This is a genomic window from Litoreibacter ascidiaceicola (assembly GCF_900129235.1).
In the GTDB taxonomy this organism is placed as follows: Bacteria; Pseudomonadota; Alphaproteobacteria; order Rhodobacterales; family Rhodobacteraceae; genus Litoreibacter; species Litoreibacter ascidiaceicola.
Window position 1 is genome coordinate 51135 of sequence record NZ_FQUV01000001.1, and the last position, 17177, is coordinate 68311.

The window sequence follows — 17177 nt, forward strand, 5'->3', positions numbered from 1 at the left end:
TAACACCCCACACGTTGGTCACAACCGTGTCAGATGATACTTTGAGCACTTTCTCTTCACACCGCAACACGCTAGCCATAGCAGGCAGGCCATGGAGAAGACTGGATGAAAGACCAAATTGACGCCGCATTGCAGGCAAATGCGGGCAAATTCACGGACCCGTTCGTCACTGCAAAGGGCGAAACCCGTGCGTCGGTGGCCTTGTCAAACCCGCAAACGCTTTGGTTCAACACCGGTACGCTGTGCAACATCGAATGCGAGAACTGCTATATCCTGTCGTCGCCCAGCAACGATGCGCTAGTCTACTTAACCACCTCAGAAGTGGAGGACTATCTCGACCAGCTGGAAACCCGCAGATGGGGTGTTCGCGAGATTGCCTTCACCGGTGGCGAGCCATTTATGAACCCGGACATGGCCGATATGACCCGCGCCGCTCTGACGCGGGGCTATGACGTCCTGATACTAACCAACGCGATGCGCCCGATGATGCGCAAAACCGTGCGCGTGGCGCTGACTGCGCTCATCACAGAATTCGGTGACAAACTGACCTTCCGCATCTCGCTCGATCATTGGTCGCCAGAGGTGCATGACAAAGAGCGCGGCAAAGATGCATTCGCAAAGACCATCGAGGGCATGGAGTGGCTCCGCGATCAAGGTGCGCGCATGGCCGTTGCAGGCCGGTCCGTTTGGGCCGAAAGCGACGCAGCCGCGCGCGCTGGGTATGCTGGAATAATTGCAAAATATGACTTCAACATCGACGCACAGGACCCTGCTTCTACGGTTCTTTTCCCCGAAATGGATGAAACCGTCGAGGTGCCGGAGATCACCACGGAGTGTTGGGACATACTGGGCAAGTCGCCTGATGCGGTGATGTGTTCGTCGTCGCGCATGGTTGTCAAGCGCAAGGGGGCTGACAAACCGGCTGTTCTTGCCTGCACCCTGCTCGCCTATTCGCCGGAATTCGAACTGGGAACGACGCTGGAAGAGGCCGAGACTGACGTGAAGCTGAACCACCCGCATTGTGCGAAGTTTTGCGTCCTTGGCGGGGCCAGCTGTTCAGCTTAAACACCTGCCATGCCACATGACCATCATCACCACCACATAAGTCCGGAGGACGGCGACGCGCGGGTGGCTTGGGCCATTGCCGTCAATATGGGCCTCACCGTTTTGCAGGTTGTCGGTGGTATCTTGTCGGGCAGTCTCGCGTTGATCGCCGACGCACTTCACAACTTTTCCGACGCCATCGCATTGATCATCGCCTTTGCGGCGCGCAAAATCGGTCGTAAACCCGCTGACGCCTCGATGACCTTCGGCTACAGACGCGCCGAAACCGTCGCTGCGCTGATCAACTACACAACGCTGATCGTGATCGGCCTGTATCTTCTGTATGAGGCCACCCTGCGCGTCTGGAGCCCCAGCCCCGTCGACGGCTGGTTGGTCGTATGGATCGCGGTTGCAGCTTTGGTCGTGGATCTCGTGACCGCGGCGCTTACCTATTCAATGTCCAAATCGTCGATGAATATCAGGGCCGCATTTCTCCACAATCTCGCGGATGCGTTGGGCTCCGTTGCGGTCATCATCGCCGGTACGACAATCCTGTTGTTCGACTGGCCGTTGATTGATCCGCTAATTACCTTCCTGATCGCGGGCTACATCCTGTGGCAATCCATCCGCGAAATCGGCCCTGTGATCCGCGTCCTTATGCTTGGCACGCCACCGCAATTGGATATGGAGGCGTTGCTGTCGGACATCCGCGACCATGTCGGTGTCGAGGATGTGCACCATCTGCATGTCTGGCAAATGGAAGAGGATCAGACAGCTTTAAGCGCGCATATCGTGACGTCGGATACATCAATTGCAGTTCGTAAATCCTTGAAAATACTTCTTAAAAAGAACCACGGCATATCCGAAATCATTCTGGAACTCGAACACCCGTCTGATGCCTGCGTGGGTGCTGAAACCATCGGCCACGCCTAGCTTTCAAGCTCGGCGTCCCAATACAGGAAATCTATCCAGCTTTCATGCAGGTGGTTTGGCGGGAATTTACGCCCGACATTCAACAACTGCCCCGCGCTTGGCCGACCCGGCGGCTTGCGCAAAGACATGCCGGAGCGGTGCAACCATTGTGACCCTTTGCGCAGGTTGCATTTGGAGCACGCCGCCACGACGTTTTCCCACGAGGTGATCCCACCATGGGCGCGCGGCACGACGTGATCGAAGGTCAAATCACCCCGCGCACCGCAATACTGGCAGCAAAATTCGTCGCGTAGAAACAGATTGAACCGCGTGAAAGCCACCTTCTTTTGTGGCTTCACATAATCCTTCAACACCACGACGCTGGGAATGCGTATTTCCATCGAGGGGGAGCGGACAACATCGTCATACTCGCTCAGAATTGTGACGCGATCCAAAAACGCCGCCTTCACCGCCTCCTGCCACGTCCATAATGACAATGGAAGGTAGGATAAGGGCCGATAGTCTGCGTTAAGCACCAATGCCGGATTGTGCTTCAAACACCCCGGCTCATGTACAAAATCATGCCTGAAGTCGCCGTCCATAGAGAAGAGGTCTCCTGCTCTGTAGTGCCGTTGCGAACACCAGAGCGGGGAGCCCCGCCCCAGTCCTGAAAAAACTATATATCGTTATTCTCACCTGACAAGCCCCGCCATATGGCAGGTCACGGCGGGAGCATGGCCTCCTTGCGTGACGGGCATGTGACGATTCTGCACAGCGGATTAAGCAGCCAGACTCGCTAGGCTCAACTCACGCATCGATAGGGATCACAAAATGCCATCTATCTCGACGCCACCCCTACCCGAAGACGCGCTGTTGCGCCGCTATGAAAACGGCGCGGGCCATTATACTGATTGCTTTATGGTCACCGTCCCCGGGACCGTTGAACTTCCGCAATTCATCGAAGCGTTCTACACAGCCCCATTGTTTCGCAGCGAACGAGTCATCCTGAAATACGCCGTCAAACGCCCGTCTACGGACAAGGATGCTTCCGACATCGCATATGGCCGCACCGTGGCGTTTGCCGCATGGACTGTAGAAGTACGCACTGAAAACCAACTGCTGATGTGCGATATGGCTTCCAAGACAAGATCGTGGTTCATGGTCGATAAGGTGCGTGATGGTACGCGTCTTTATTTCGGCTCCGCCGTCACGGCAGACAAGAAAACAGGGAGGTTAGGTTTCCTGTTCAATGCCTTGTTGCCACTCCATAAATTGTATTCCAGAGCTTTGCTTAAAGGCGCCACTACGCATCTCAACCAAGGTCTAGCCCAAGCTGCTGCCCAATAAACGACAACGCCACGCCAAGGCCGTCTGGCGCGATGCCGTGACCGGTGCCCTTCATGACATGACCATAAACGGGAAACCCCGCCTCTTGCAGCGCGTCGCCGGCTTCCGGCATGGAGATGGGTGGTACGACGTCATCCTGATCACCGTGGATCAAAATCACCGGTGGTTTGGATTTCGCCTCATCGGCCAAAAGTTCGGGGCGCAACAGGCGACCAGAGAACGCGACGACGCCCGCGAACTGGTCCTCACGACGTGGTGCGATATGAAGGGCCATCATGGTCCCTTGCGAGAACCCGACCAAAATGGTCTCGGCCTCTGACACGCCCTCTTCTTCCATTGTCGCGTCGATATAGGCGCTCAAGTCCTCGACCGCCTGCATCATGCCACGCTCGGATTCCTCCTCGGAGGAGCCGTCAATCCAAGGAATCGGGAACCATTGAAAACCCATCGGGTTGCCTGTGCATTGCTCCGGCGCGTTCGGGGCCACGAATACGGTATCCGGCAAATGCTCCGACAACGGGTCCGCCAGACCCAACAGATCGGCACCATCCGCGCCATATCCGTGGAGAAAGATCACCAGCGAGCTGTCCTCGCCCGATTTCGATGCCTTGCGGCTGCTTTCCAAAACCCGTGTCATGTGATCCCTTCTCGATCTTTTGCCACCCTGTAATAGGCCCACAAGATGCGGGCGGCAACGCTTTGCCATGGTGACCAGTCCAACGCCATCTGGCGCATCTCTTTTTCTTTGGGGCGATCCGGCAATTCAAACAAGATGCGTGCCGCCTCCTGTAAGGCCAAATCACCCGACGCGAACACATCCGCATGGCCCAGAGAGAACATGGCGTAGATCTCTGCCGTCCATGAGCCGATGCCCGGCACAGCCGTTAGTGTCTGTATGACGTCCGACGTACTTTTGTCGCGTAACGCATTGAAATCAATGCCGGACGTGGCAAGCGCATGGGCATAGCGGATTTTCTGCCGCGAGAGACCACAAGCTCGAAGCTCGTCCTCACTGGCCGCAGCAACCGCGCGCGCGTCGATCAATCCCGCGTCACGCAACCGCCCGTTAATGGCCGCCGCAGAGGCAATCGAGACCTGCTGCCCCATTATCGCCGACAAAAGCTCCGAAAACCCCTCCGGCTTCAGCCTCAAGGGCAGTTTTCCCACCTGCGTTAAGGCCTGCGCAAACCGTGGCTCACGCTCGGCCAGCCATGCCGCGCCTTCCGCGACGCAACGATCACCCTTGATAATGCGCATCTAGCCACTCTAAAGCCGCGTCCACGCTCGTGACAATCGGGCCGTCCGGCGGCGCTGTCCGGTTGATCATCAATACGGGCAGGCCGATCTGGCGGGCTGCGTCCAGTTTGGAGCGTGACATCACCCCGCCCGCATTCTTGACCACCAACCAGTCAATTTTCAGATTGGTGAACAGCTGCACCTCGTCTTCGATCGAAAACGGTGGTCGCCCGACCAGAAACTCTCCGTTCTCAAACGGGAACGGTTCTTCGGGCGGATCAATCTGGCGGCATATCAACGTGCACGACGACAAGCCGGCGAACTGCTCCAAGGTCTGCCGGCCCGTTGCCAAAAACACCTTTGATCCGGTTTGGATCACGCTTTCTGCCTGCGCGGGATGGTCAATAAAGGTCCAGTTGTCACCGTCAGCCGGCCCCCAAGGATCGCGCCGCAATTGCAGATGCTCAAGCTTCACGTCCGCGCAAACACGCGCCGTGCGGTCAGTGATTTGAACAGCGAACGGGTGTGTCGCATCAATGACCAGATCAACGGGATGCGCTGCCAGCCAGTCGCGAAAACCCTGTTCGCCCCCAAATCCGCCAATCCGTGTCTCGCATCCCAGATCGCGCGGCGCACGGGTCGCCCCGACCAATGACGCGGTGACCTGATGGCCCCGTTCTACCAACGCATGCGCCAGATTGCGCGCCTCGCTGGTACCGGCCAGAAGTAGAATTCTCATAGCCCCGCCGTCGCCAGAACCGTGCCCGCACGATCGATGATCACGATGCTCGGCTGCACAGGGGCGTCCTTCAATATCAGTTTCACTTGTTGCAATGCCTCTTGCGCGACGCGCGCGGCCAATTCAGGTGCTATTGTTACGGCCTCAAGCGCTGTGTTGGAGGTTGAAATGTCTGCTTTAACCCATTCATTCAGCGCCTTAAAATCAACTTGCGACCTCTTGGAATGCAAGTCCCGCGCACCTTGTGCCAGCTTGGTGATTTTGCCGATGCCACCGCCGATGGTGATCCGCTCGATAGGATGTCGGGACAGGTATTTCAGCAACCCGCCTGCAAAATCCCCCATGTCGAGCATCGCGTGATCCGGCAAATCCAGCATGTCTTGAACGACCCGCTCCGAGGTCGATCCCGTGCAGCCCGCCACATGCGATAAACCCACGGCACGCGCAACGTCTATCCCGCGGTGGATCGAGGCGATCCAGGCAGAGCACGAGAACGGCCTGACCACCCCCGTGGTTCCCAAAATCGACAAGCCGCCTTCAATGCCCAAACGGGGATTCCACGTTTTCTTGGCAATTTCGGCCCCGTTCACCACGGAAACCGTAATCTCCACATCCGGCATCTGTCCGAATTCGCTGGCCATTTCGGCGACCACCTCGTCCATCATGGCACGCGGCACAGGGTTAATTGCTGGCTCCCCCACGCCGATCGGCAAACCCGGCTTGGTGACGATCCCGACGCCCTCTCCGGCGCAAAACTTCACGCCACCCGTCGAGGGCGCAACCCGCGCTTTAATGATAGCGCCGTGGGTCACATCAGGATCGTCGCCTGCGTCTTTCTCGATGCCAACCTCGACCCAGCCTTCACCCTGAACTACCGAAGCCAACGCGAAGACAGGTGTTTCCCCTTTGGGCAAGGTAATGGTCACGTCCGGTGGCACCGTGCCGCCCCACAATATTTGCAGCCCGGCCTTGGTGGCCGCCGTAGCGCACGCGCCCGTGGTCCAGCCACGGCGCAATTTGGGAAGGGTGTCGTCAGTCATGCGCGCGACCTTAGCGTCACGTCCCCGCGCCGCCAATGGCCATTGCGGCGTCGCTCTTTCGCTTTTGCACGGGCGGGTTACGGGTCATAAAGGCCCCATGAGCGACTCGATGCCCCTTCCCCAAGGCCAATGGCCTGTTTTGCAGCCCGGCTGGGTCTGGCTGTGCGGCGCAGGCCCCGGTGATCCCGGCCTGCTGACCTTGCACGCGCTCAACGCGCTGCGGCAGGCGGATGTGGTGATTTACGATGCGCTGGTACAGGAGGCGATCCTAGACTGGGCCCCTCAGGCCGAACATATTTACGCAGGCAAACGCGGTGGCAAACCTTCGGCCAAGCAGCGCGATATTTCTCTGCGACTGGTCGATCTGGCGCGTGAGGGAAAACGTGTTTTGCGGCTGAAAGGCGGCGATCCCTTCGTGTTCGGGCGTGGTGGCGAAGAGGCCCAAACCCTCGTTCAACATGGCGTCCCTATCCGGATCATCCCCGGCATCAGCGCGGGCATTGGCGGGCTGGCCTATGCGGGCATCCCTGTCACCCACCGTGACGTGAACCAGTCGGTAACCTTTGTGACGGGCCACGACCAATCCGGCAACGCCACGGGCAGTCTTGACTGGCAGGCTATCTCCAAAGGGTCACAGGTCATCGTGATCTACATGGGCATGAAGCATATCGCCCATATCACGGCGCAACTGCTGGCCGCAGGCCGACCCGCCACCGAACCGGTTGCGATTGTCACCACTGCCACGACCGAGCATCAGCAGGTGCTGGAAACCACTCTTGGCACCTGCGTCGCCGACATCGAAGCGTCCGGTGCCGAGCCACCGGCAATTATCTGCGTTGGTCGCGCTGTCGCGATGCGGCAGGTGCTGGACTGGCAAGGACAGATCGCAGGTGAGGCCCCGCGAAATCTGGACCCCTTGGGCCGAGGCCGTCCGGCCGAAAGCGCATGATCCCCGGCCACGGCTTGCTGATCGCCGCCCCCGCATCGGGCACGGGCAAAACCACTGTCACACTGGGACTGCTCCGCGCCTTATCGCGGCGCGGTGCGGTGCGCGGGGCCAAGTCCGGCCCTGACTATATTGACCCACGCTTTCATGAGGCCGCATGCGGGCAAGCGTGCGTCAATCTGGATGCGTGGGCCATGCAGCCCGGCCGCATCCGCAGTCTGGCGCAAGGTCTCGGAAATGATTTTCTGGTCGTCGAAGGTGCAATGGGATTGTTTGACGGCGCTATGCCCGACGGCAAAGGCTCCGCCGCAGATGTCGCTGAAATCCTTGGAATTCCGGTCGTTCTGGTGATTGACGGCTCCGGCATGGGGCAAAGTGCGGCGGCAATTGCCGAGGGCTTTGCGCGGCACCGCCCAGGCGTCACAGTCGCGGGCGTTATCCTCAACAAGGTTGCCAGTCCGCGCCATGAAGCCATGCTGCGACGTCATTTCCCAAGCGAGCTGCCTGTTTTGGGTGCCCTGCCACGCCGCGCTGATCTTGGCCATCCGTCCAGACATTTGGGGTTGGTGCAGGCGTCCGAGCGGCCGGACCTCGACCAATGGCTAGACGACATCGCAGACTTGGTTGAGGCGCATGTTAATATGGACGCCCTCCCCTCAAGCCCCGTCACCAGAACAGAGTTTCACCCCACCCGAGCTTTGCCCTATGCCCGCATCGCCGTAGCACAGGACGAGGCGTTCGCTTTTGCCTATCCTCACATGCTGGAGGATTGGAAAGCCGCTGGATCCACGATCCACACCTTCTCGCCGCTAAAGAACGAGGCCGTACCTGCATGCGATTTTGTATTTCTACCCGGCGGGTATCCGGAGCTGCATGCGGAACGTCTTGCAACTAATTCTAATTTTATGGACAGCTTGAGAGAAGCGTCACAGGCCTCTGATATATATGGAGAATGTGGTGGTTACATGATGTTGGGCGAAACCCTGACCGACGCCGAGGGTACCGTGCACAAGATGGCTGGACTCCTCGCGTTGCAAACCAGCTTTGCCGAGCGGAAGCTGCATCTGGGCTACCGGAATTTAAACGCCGGCGATGGCCCAATGGCCGGACACTTCAAAGGGCATGAATTTCACTACGCAACCACGTTGAAAGCCCAAGGTGCCCCACTGTTCCATGCCACGGACGCCGAAGGCACGACGCTCCCTCCCATGGGCCTGCGTCAGGGGCGGGTCTGCGGCTCTTTTGCACATGTCATCGACCGTCTGGACACCCCTCAAAACTAGGCGTAGCGATAAGCGCATGACTGACGCAACCAATGCCCCCGCCCGCTCCGACCCCCGCACCCGCCGCAATGTGGCGGTTCTTGTCGGTGCTCAAGCCATTCTTGGCAGCCAGATGCCAATGCTGTTCGTGGTGGGTGGCCTTGTCGGCAATACGCTAACGCCAAACCCCTGCCTCGCGACGCTACCGATTTCGATGATCGTTTTCGGCTCGATGACCACAGCGCCATGGATCAGCCCGTTGATGCAGCGCCAAGGCCGTCGCAACGGCTTTATCATTGGTGCACTTGCGGGCGCTTTGGGGGCAGCAGTCGCGGGCTACGGCCTCTATATTGGCTCGTTCCTGATGCTGCTTTTAGGCAGCTATATCAGCGGCATATATATGTCTGCGCAAGGTTTCTACCGCTTCGCCGCTGCCGACGGTGCGTCCGAGCAGTTCCGTCCCAAAGCGATTTCCTATGTGATGGCGGGCGGGCTGATGTCGGCGATCATCGGGCCGCAGCTTAACAAGGTCATGTTTGACTTCAGCGTCATTCCTTTCCTCGGCAGCTATGTCGCCATCGTGGTGCTGAACTTGGTCGGATTGTTCTTGTTCTTCCTGCTGGACCTGCCCAACGCCGCCGCATTGGCTGCTGCGAAAACCAACGACGCTGTCCGCTCCAAGTTGGAACTGCTCAAGACCCCGCGCGTGGCTGTGGCGATCATTTGCGGCATGGTTTCCTACGCGTTGATGAACCTCGTGATGACCTCCACTCCGCTGGCGGTCATGGGCTGCGGCTTTGAGGCAGACAGCGCCAACGACATCGTGTCAGCCCACATGCTGGCAATGTTCGTGCCGTCCTTTTTCACCGGCCACCTGATCAACCGCTTCGGTGTAGAAAAGATTGTCGCCACCGGTCTTGTGATCCTCGGCCTTGCCGGAGCAGTGGCCTTGACCGGAGTGACGCTTGCCAACTTCTTCATCGCCCTGATCCTACTGGGTCTTGGCTGGAATTTCGGCTTCATCGGCGCAACGACGATGTTGGCTTCGTCGCACACTGTCTCCGAGCGGGGCGTGGTGCAGGGTCTCAACGACTCGATTGTGTTCGGCTGTGTCACACTCGCGTCATTGGCTTCGGGCGGGTTGATGAACTGCTCCGGCGGCTCCGCGGTCGAGGGCTGGAACGCGGTCAACATCGCGATGATCCCGTTCCTGACCTTGGCGGGCGGCGCGCTGATCTGGCTGGCCTTACGGCCAAAATCAGCACGTTAACTGAAGAGCAACCGCCAGCGCTTGCCAAATTCGCTGAGCCCCAGCGTTCCATCTGCAACACGCGTCGGGTTGGAAATGGCTTGCTTTAGAAGCGCCCGCGCCTGCCAGCCTTCAGTTAAAACCGACGCCGCATCACGCCCCAAGCGGCGCTTCAGCGCAGATTGTTTGGGCATCTCCGCCAAAATGCGAATGCAGAGTGCTGCGATGGCTTTAGGCCGCCCGTCGACAAGCGGTCGGCGACCACGAGCCTCCAATTCAGGTGCGGCTTTCAAAAAGCGGGAAAGTCCGACGGCGCGGGCGAAAGCGACCACCTCGCCCCGCACATCAACAGGCGCGCCAAGAGCCGAAGCCCCCGCCCACATCAAGCCGCCTGCCGTGTCGTCAAGATAGCCAAGCAATGCGGCCTCGTCGTCAAACGCGTCATTGTAGATATCCCACCGTCGCGCCTGTACCAGACGATCCAGCTGCAATGCCTCCCCCGCCCCGATAGACGCGGCCAGCGCCGTGGTGACCTCATGCCCGCGCACCGGTTTGCCTTCGGCAATTTCCTCCAGCGCGTCGCGCCACCATTGCAGGCGCATTTCGGCGATCATCGGCTCTTGGGTGACCCATGGCGCGCGACTGACCTCAACATTCATCGCATAGAGTGGCCAGAGCACCTTCTGCGCGGCTTCGGTACCAAGCTGTGCTGCGGAAAACCGTTCAGGATCAGCACGTTCCACGAGGGAGCGGCAGGCCTCAAGAGACATGCGCACCCTCTTGCACCAGCTTCCAGTTGATCGCGTCCAGCAGTGCTTCGAAAGACGCATCGACAATGTTTGGCGATACGCCCACGGTGGACCAGCGGCGGCCCTTGCTGTCAGCGCTGTCGATGATGACACGGGTCACGGCCTCGGTGCCGCCTTGGGTGATACGGACCTTGAAATCCACCAGCCGCATGTCGTCGATCATCGCAGAATATGGCCCCAAATCCTTGGCCAGCGCTTTGGACAAGGCGTTCACCGGACCACGGTCAGAGCCGGTTTCGTCCATGCTCTCAGACACCGACAACATCTTGTCTCTGCCCACTTTTACCACGACGACGGCCTCGGACAGGCTGATCATCTTGTCGTATTTATTCTTCCGCCGTTCCACCGTAACCTTGTAACGCTTCACCTCAAAGAACTTTGGCAAAAGGCCGAGTTCACGGCGGGCCAAAAGCTCGAACGAGGCTTGGGCGGTGTCGTAGGAATACCCGTCATCCTCGCGCTGCTTAATCACATCAAGAATTCGCGGCAAGGCATTGGTATCAATATCTTTCAGCCCCATTTCAGCAAGGCGTTTACGCAGGTTGGACTGCCCCGCCTGATTGCTCATCGGGATGATGCGGGAATTGCCGACGACGGCAGGGTCGATATGCTCGTACGTCGTTGGATCCTTTAGGATTGCTGACGCGTGGAGGCCTGCCTTATGCGCAAACGCGGAAGCCCCCACATAGGGCGCGTGTTTGTTGGGAACGCGGTTCAGGATGTCGTCCAGCTTGCGCGAGGCCAGTGTCAGCAAGTGCAGGTTTTCTGCTTTGACACCAATGGCATAGCGGGACTTGTACGGCTCTTTCAGCAGCAGCGTCGGGATCAGGGAAGTCAGGTTGGCGTTGCCGCACCGCTCCCCCAGACCGTTCAGGGTGCCTTGGATGTGGCGCGCGCCTGCGTCTACGGCGGCCAAGGAGCCTGCGACGGCGTTGTCGGTGTCATTATGCGTGTGGATGCCAAGACGGTCACCGGGTATGCCGCTGGCGATGACTTTTCCCACGATTTCAGTGATTTCCGCAGGGAGGGTGCCGCCATTGGTGTCGCATAAAACCACTAAAGCACCTGCGTCGAAGGCGGCGTGGATGCAGGACAGGGCGTAGTCGGGATTGGACTTGTAGCCGTCGAAGAAATGCTCCGCGTCGAACAGGGCTTCGCGGGATTGGCTGACAATATGCTGAAAACTTTTCTCAATGTTTTCAAGGTTTTCGTCGAGGGTGATACCGAGGGCGGTTTTCACGTGGAAGTCATGGGTCTTGCCGACAAGGCAGACGGCGGGGGTATTGGCGTTCAGGACAGCGGCCAGAACATCATCATTCTCCGCCGATCGCCCCGCGCGTTTGGTCATGCCGAAAGCGGTCATGGTGGCGGAAGTCTTAGGCGCGTTGGAGAAAAACTCGCTGTCGGTGGGGTTCGCCCCCGGCCAGCCGCCTTCGATATAATCCACCCCAAGCTGGTCGAGCATCTTGGCGATCTCGATCTTTTCAGGGGTCGAAAACTGCACCCCTTGCGTCTGCTGCCCGTCGCGCAGGGTGGTGTCGAACAGGGTGAGGTGTTCGCGAGGACTCATTTGAGGGCCTCGAGCTTGGAGGAGTCGAAGTTGGGGCCTCTTTCAGCCCAATAGGAGCCGTCTTTGCTATATTTTAGCAAGAGACCATTTTCCTCGGCAAGTGTTCGTAGCCGATCTGCTTCGCTCCATTCTTCGCTGCTTCGAAACGACTTCCAAAGTTCAAGAATACGATCCGTCTGGCATTGAATCACATCAGCATTTTCGTTGCCGTGGATCGTCGGTGTGAACTTAAATCCAGTCGCGTCATCCTCAAACTGCGCCAAATCCTTTGCTTCAAAACCCAAAAATATAAGTCCATTCGCAAGATCGGATTTCTGCCCAGACCCTGCGAGCCGATGCAAAACTGAGAACGCACCCGGAGTATTGAGATCATCGGAAACCGCTGAGAGTACATCTGGGTGGAGATTTCGCGAGGCTTCGACATCCAACGTAAGTCTTGCCCACTTCCGCAGCGTCTTCTCTGCCTCAACCCGCTTCTTCTCCGTCCAGTCCATCGGCTTGCGGTAGTGCGTGCTCAACATCACAAACCGGATCACCTCGCCCGGCACGCCTTGGTCCAGCAAGTCCCGAACGGTGAAGAAATTGCCCAAGCTCTTGGACATTTTCTTGCCCTCGACCTGTAGCATCTCGTTATGCATCCAGACATTCGCGAAATCGTGGCCTGCGCATCTGCTCTGAGCGATCTCGTTTTCGTGGTGCGGGAAGGTCAGGTCGTTGCCGCCGCCGTGAATGTCAAATGCCGCGCCCAACAGCTCGTAGGCCATGGCGGAGCATTCGATATGCCAGCCCGGACGGCCCCTGCCCCATGGACTGTCCCAGCCCGGCAAGTCGTCGGAGGACGGCTTCCACAGGACGAAATCCATCGGGTCCTCTTTATAGGGTGCCACCTCGACCCGAGCGCCGGCGATCATGTCGTCGACGGAGCGGCCGGACAGCTTGCCGTAATCCTTGTAGCTGCGCACCTTGAACAGGACGTGACCCTCGGCGGCGTAGGCGTGGCCCTTGGCGATCAGGTCCTCGATCATCGCGATCATCGGCGCGATGTATTGGGTGGCACGAGGCGTGTCGGTCGGCTCAAGCGCGCCCAACGCGCCCATATCGTCAAGGAACCACCCGATCGTCTCGTCGGTGATCTCTGAGATCGGGCGGCCTGTTTCGGCGGCACGGGCATTGATCTTGTCATCCACGTCGGTGAAATTGCGCACATATCTGACATTCTCCACGCCGTATTCATGGCGCAGCAAGCGGTAGAGCATGTCGAAGACCAGCACGGGACGGGCATTGCCCAGATGGGCGCGCTCGTAGACCGTGGGGCCGCAGACATACATCGACGCTTTGCCGTCAACGAGCGGTTTGAAAACCTCTTTCTGCCGTGTCTTGGTGTTGTAGATCTTGATCGTCATTTTGGCCTCGCGCGCGGGTGTTGCGGCGGGTTTAGCGAAACTGACCTAAGATGGAAAACGCAAAACGACCCGCCTGAGAAATCTCAGATGGTAATGCAGCAACAAATGATGGTGCGTGTCGTCATAGGGCGTTGGTAGCAGGTCGAGCCTGTCCGGTCGAGTGCGGTTTTAAGGGCTATCACAAATTTCGATTTGACACGGGCGGCGCGGGCTGGCCCTTTGCGCGGATCATTGAGGGAGGCACGCATGGATATGTCGAACAGGATACAGGGGCTGACAGGTGGCGGCTCCGACGGGTGGGACGTGTTTTACAAAGCGCGGCGGATGATTACCGCAGGCGTCGGCGTGACCGAGCTGACGATTGGCGAGCATGACATTCGCACCGACCAGAGTATTCTGGACGCCATGCACCGGAGCGCCAGCGGCGGGCATACGGGCTATGCGATGGTGCCCGGCACCGATGCCTTGCGCGACGCGGTGGCGGCGCGGCTGACCGCGCGGACAGGCGTGCATACAACGCGCGACAACGTGATGGTGACCCCCGGCGGGCAGTCGGCGCTGTTCTCGGCCCATCATGCGCTGTGCGACGAGGGCGACGTGGCGCTCTATTGCGACCCCTATTATGCCACCTACCCCGGCACCGTGCGCAGCGTGGGGGCGGTGCCAAGGGCGGTGCCGTGCCTGCCGGAGAACGCGTTCCAGCCGACATTCTCGGACATTGCGGCAAAGTCTGCTGGTGCGAAATCCCTGCTGGTGAATACACCGAACAACCCCACGGGCGTGGTCTATTCGCGCGATACCGTAGAAGGGATCGCGCGGGCGTGTTGCGAGTATGACATGTGGTGCATCTCGGACGAGGTGTATGACACGCAGGTGTGGGACGGCACCCATATCAGCCCGCGCACGCTGGACGGGATGGCGGAGCGGACCTTGGTGGTCGGCTCCATGTCGAAGAGCCATGCGATGACGGGCAGCCGGATCGGCTGGATTGTCGGGCCGGAGGACGTGATCGCCAACCTGATCACACTGGCGACCCACACGACCTATGGCGTGCCGGGCTATATTCAGGACGCAGCGGTGTTCGCCTTGGGCGAAGGGCTGGCGCTGGAGGAGAAGGTAGCGGAGCCCTTCCGACGCCGCCGCGCCATCGGCCAAAATATTCTGGCGGAGCAGAACGTCGTCGGCTTGGTGCCTTCTGAAGGCGCGATGTATATGATGCTGGACGTACGCAGCACGGGGTTGAGCGGTGAAGACTTTGCAGACAGATTGCTGGAGGCTCACCACATCGCGGTGATGCCGGGCGAGAGCTTTGGTGCCGCGGCAGCGGGCCATGTGCGAGTGGCAATGACCGTTGAGGACAGCACATTCGAGGCGTCCTTGAAGACGCTCGTGGGCTTTGCCAAGGAGATACAGCCATGAGATTTCGCGAGATGCACAAACCGGGCGACCCGTTTATTCTGGCGAATGCGTGGGACATAGGCTCGGCCAAGATGCTGGCGGCGTTGGGGGCGCAGGCGATCGGCACCTCGTCGGCCGCCCATGCGTTCACCTTGGGCAAGCCCGACGGCGGCAAGGTAGAGCGCGACGTGGCGCTGGCCCATGCGCAGGATTTGATCGCCGCGGTCAGTGTTCCCGTGTCCGGCGACTTCGAAGACGGGTTCGGAGAAGCGCCGGAGACCTGCGCGGAGACGGTGCGGCTGTCCGGTGAGATCGGACTGGCGGGGATCTGCATCGAGGACACCATCGAAGCCTCAAATCGCGTCTATGACTTCGATCTGGCCGTGGAGCGGGTACGCGCCGCGTCCAGCGCGGCACGGGCCTTGAAGGACGACTTCTTTTTCGTGGCGCGCGCTGATGGCGTGATGACCGGGGCTTACGACATTGATGAGGCGATCCGGCGCATCCGCGCCTTTGACGACGCCGGTGCGGACGGTTTGTATGTGCCGATGCCCAAAAGCATGGAAGACCTGAAGCGCGTTATCGACGCGACGGACAAGCCGGTGAACGTGCTGGTAGCGGGTGCCTACTCCAAACACTCTATCGCGGAATACGCAGCTCTGGGAGCCGCGCGTATCTCGCTTGGCTCGGCTTTGGCACGGGCGACGCATCGTGTGATCCATGACGCTGGTCTGTCGATGTTCGGAAATGGCGATTTCACACATTTGAGCAACGCAATTTCCGGTTCAGAGGTGGACAAGCTCATAGGTTAGCGGGCATCTGGACGTCAAAAGACATGTGACGAGGGAATTTTCATGGTTCGGTTTCTGATTGTGCTGGTGTTCGCGCTGGTGCCGGGAGTTTGTTCGGCACAAGAAAAGCTCCCCTATCCGCAGCATTACACCGTCTTGACCAACGACTTTGCGGACATCCTAAGCCCCGAAGCCGAGGCTCAGATTAACGCAGTCCTGCAAGCCGCCCGCGACCAGATGGGCCGCGAAATGACCGTTGTGACCATCCGCTCTCGCGAGGACTACCTGCCATCGGCCAATATCGGCAGCTTTGCCAAGGAGCTGTTCAACGGCTGGGGTATCGGCAATGCGGCCCGCAATGACGGCCTGCTGCTTTTGGTGGCGATTGACGACCGTGAAATTCGTATTGCCCTCGGGGCCGGATACCCTGCGCGACAAGACGGCATTGCAGCACGGATCATCCAAAGCGAGATCATCCCCGCCTTCCGAGAAGGCCGTGTGGCCGACGGCATTCTGGCTGGCACACGCGCCACGCTGAGCCAGATACAGCACCCCGACGACAAGCCCGCCACAACGGCAGCCCCGCAAACGCAACCAGTAACCCGCCCTGCCCCGCAAATTCGCGAGCAAGCGCCGGAGCCGCGCAGCACCGGACTTCTCGACCGCGCTCTGGCGTTCTTTGATGGCAACCCTATCGGGTCGCTGATCATCGCGGCAATGACCGCCGTTGCAGGCTTCTTTGGCTTTCGCGGTGTCCAACGCTACCGGCCCCGCAAATGCCCGCAATGTGGGAAGATGATGTTGCGGCTGGGTGAGGCACAGGAAGACCAGTATCTGGACCACGGCCAGCTGATTGAAGAACGCATCAAGTCAAAAGACTACGGTGTCTGGTTCTGCCCCGACGACGAGCATGTCACGGTGATCGGCTACCCAAAGATGTTCTCCAAACACGCCGCCTGCCCGGAATGCAGCTACCACACCTACGAGACCACGCGAACGGTTCTGTCGCATCCCAGCACCATCAGCATGGGGATCGCCCAACTTGATCATGCCTGCCGCAACTGCGGGCATACCGCAACGGAGAAAAAATCAATCCCGCGCGTGACGCAGAACAACTCCAGCAGCGGTTCTTCTTCCAGTTTTAGTGGTAGCTCTTCCTCGTCGTCATTCGGTGGCGGGAGCTCGTCTGGTGGGGGGTCCTCCGGCAGCTGGTAGCGTTTTGATGACGCAAACAGGCCGGACTGGCGCAAACAGGACAGAATGACATCCTCCCGAGGCCAAAACTGGCTTCAGGAGGAAATAAATGCAGCACCTTGAATGCATTGACGTTCTGGTGGCGCGCACGATTGGCGCCCGCCGAGGCCGCGCCGCACGAGGGCGACCAGTGCAGGTTTGACCGCAAACCTTGCCCTGACCTCTGCCCGAAAGCCC

General features: G+C 59.3%; 17 protein-coding genes. 9 read left to right on the forward strand and 8 right to left on the reverse strand.

Going from position 1 to position 17177, the window contains the following annotated elements; genetic code table 11:
- Positions 1–105 precede the first annotated feature (105 nt).
- Entirely contained in the window at positions 106–1065 is a 960-nt protein-coding gene (locus tag BUB72_RS00215; RefSeq protein ID WP_073138646.1) for a radical SAM protein, read from the forward strand.
- Between the two features lie 9 nt (positions 1066–1074).
- Complete coding sequence (locus BUB72_RS00220; RefSeq protein ID WP_073138649.1) at positions 1075–1977, forward strand: cation diffusion facilitator family transporter; 903 nt, start codon at positions 1075–1077, stop codon at positions 1975–1977.
- Here BUB72_RS00220 and BUB72_RS00225 read toward each other — a convergent pair.
- Positions 1974–2558 (reverse strand): HNH endonuclease, encoded by a 585-nt coding sequence (locus BUB72_RS00225; protein ID WP_073138652.1) that lies wholly within the window; start codon positions 2556–2558, stop codon positions 1974–1976. The two genes, BUB72_RS00220 and BUB72_RS00225, sit on opposite strands and share 4 nt — an antisense overlap.
- A gap of 229 nt (positions 2559–2787) precedes the next feature.
- Here BUB72_RS00225 and BUB72_RS00230 point away from each other — a divergent pair, with 229 nt between their 5' ends.
- A complete protein-coding gene (locus BUB72_RS00230) occupies positions 2788–3303 on the forward strand; it encodes a hypothetical protein (protein ID WP_073138655.1) in 516 nt (171 codons plus the stop codon).
- Here BUB72_RS00230 and BUB72_RS00235 read toward each other — a convergent pair.
- Genes BUB72_RS00235 through BUB72_RS00250 form a run of 4 tightly spaced genes read right to left on the reverse strand, consistent with a single transcriptional unit; the run spans position 3269 to position 6318 of the window.
- Entirely contained in the window at positions 3269–3940 is a 672-nt protein-coding gene (locus tag BUB72_RS00235) for an alpha/beta hydrolase (RefSeq protein ID WP_073138659.1), read from the reverse strand. The genes BUB72_RS00230 and BUB72_RS00235 overlap by 35 nt on opposite strands.
- The gene (locus tag BUB72_RS00240) at positions 3937–4560 is read right to left on the reverse strand and encodes a DNA-3-methyladenine glycosylase family protein (protein WP_073138662.1); all 624 of its coding nucleotides are present in this window, start codon (positions 4558–4560) and stop codon (positions 3937–3939) included. Before BUB72_RS00240 ends, BUB72_RS00235 begins: the two co-directional genes overlap by 4 nt.
- Entirely contained in the window at positions 4541–5278 is a 738-nt protein-coding gene (locus BUB72_RS00245; RefSeq protein WP_073138665.1) for a cobalt-precorrin-6A reductase, read from the reverse strand. The genes BUB72_RS00240 and BUB72_RS00245 overlap by 20 nt, the downstream gene beginning before the upstream one ends.
- On the reverse strand, positions 5275–6318 hold the full coding sequence (locus tag BUB72_RS00250) for a cobalt-precorrin-5B (C(1))-methyltransferase (RefSeq protein WP_073138668.1): 1044 nt from the start codon (positions 6316–6318) through the stop codon (positions 5275–5277). The genes BUB72_RS00245 and BUB72_RS00250 overlap by 4 nt, the downstream gene beginning before the upstream one ends.
- A 97-nt stretch (positions 6319–6415) precedes the next feature.
- On the opposite strand from BUB72_RS00250, the gene cobA reads away from it, so the two are divergent.
- Genes cobA through BUB72_RS00265 form a run of 3 tightly spaced genes read left to right on the forward strand, consistent with a single transcriptional unit; the run spans position 6416 to position 9796 of the window.
- A complete protein-coding gene (cobA, locus tag BUB72_RS00255) occupies positions 6416–7267 on the forward strand; it encodes a uroporphyrinogen-III C-methyltransferase (RefSeq protein ID WP_073140394.1) in 852 nt (283 codons plus the stop codon).
- On the forward strand, positions 7264–8547 hold the full coding sequence (locus BUB72_RS00260; RefSeq protein WP_073138671.1) for a cobyrinic acid a,c-diamide synthase CobB: 1284 nt from the start codon (positions 7264–7266) through the stop codon (positions 8545–8547). The genes cobA and BUB72_RS00260 overlap by 4 nt, the downstream gene beginning before the upstream one ends.
- Positions 8548–8563: 16 nt before the next feature.
- The gene (locus tag BUB72_RS00265; protein WP_073138674.1) at positions 8564–9796 is read left to right on the forward strand and encodes an MFS transporter; all 1233 of its coding nucleotides are present in this window, start codon (positions 8564–8566) and stop codon (positions 9794–9796) included.
- On the opposite strand, the gene BUB72_RS00270 is transcribed toward BUB72_RS00265, so the two are convergent.
- Genes BUB72_RS00270 through cysS form a run of 3 tightly spaced genes read right to left on the reverse strand, consistent with a single transcriptional unit; the run spans position 9793 to position 13557 of the window.
- Positions 9793–10545, reverse strand: coding sequence for a squalene/phytoene synthase family protein (locus BUB72_RS00270; RefSeq protein WP_073138678.1), 753 nt, complete (start codon positions 10543–10545; stop codon positions 9793–9795). The two genes, BUB72_RS00265 and BUB72_RS00270, sit on opposite strands and share 4 nt — an antisense overlap.
- Complete coding sequence (gene cimA, locus BUB72_RS00275) at positions 10535–12154, reverse strand: citramalate synthase (RefSeq protein WP_073138681.1); 1620 nt, start codon at positions 12152–12154, stop codon at positions 10535–10537. Before cimA ends, BUB72_RS00270 begins: the two co-directional genes overlap by 11 nt.
- Positions 12151–13557, reverse strand: coding sequence for a cysteine--tRNA ligase (cysS, locus tag BUB72_RS00280; protein ID WP_073138686.1), 1407 nt, complete (start codon positions 13555–13557; stop codon positions 12151–12153). Before cysS ends, cimA begins: the two co-directional genes overlap by 4 nt.
- Positions 13558–13803: 246 nt before the next feature.
- Between cysS and BUB72_RS00285 the strand changes: the two genes are divergently transcribed.
- From BUB72_RS00285 to BUB72_RS00295, 3 genes are read left to right on the forward strand one after another with little or no spacing between them, the layout of a single operon-like run.
- Positions 13804–14976, forward strand: coding sequence for a pyridoxal phosphate-dependent aminotransferase (locus tag BUB72_RS00285; protein WP_073138688.1), 1173 nt, complete (start codon positions 13804–13806; stop codon positions 14974–14976).
- Positions 14973–15767 (forward strand): isocitrate lyase/PEP mutase family protein, encoded by a 795-nt coding sequence (locus BUB72_RS00290; RefSeq protein WP_073138692.1) that lies wholly within the window; start codon positions 14973–14975, stop codon positions 15765–15767. The genes BUB72_RS00285 and BUB72_RS00290 overlap by 4 nt, the downstream gene beginning before the upstream one ends.
- Before the next feature lie 42 nt (positions 15768–15809).
- A complete protein-coding gene (locus tag BUB72_RS00295; RefSeq protein WP_073138695.1) occupies positions 15810–16961 on the forward strand; it encodes a TPM domain-containing protein in 1152 nt (383 codons plus the stop codon).
- The last annotated feature ends 216 nt before the right edge of the window (positions 16962–17177 follow it).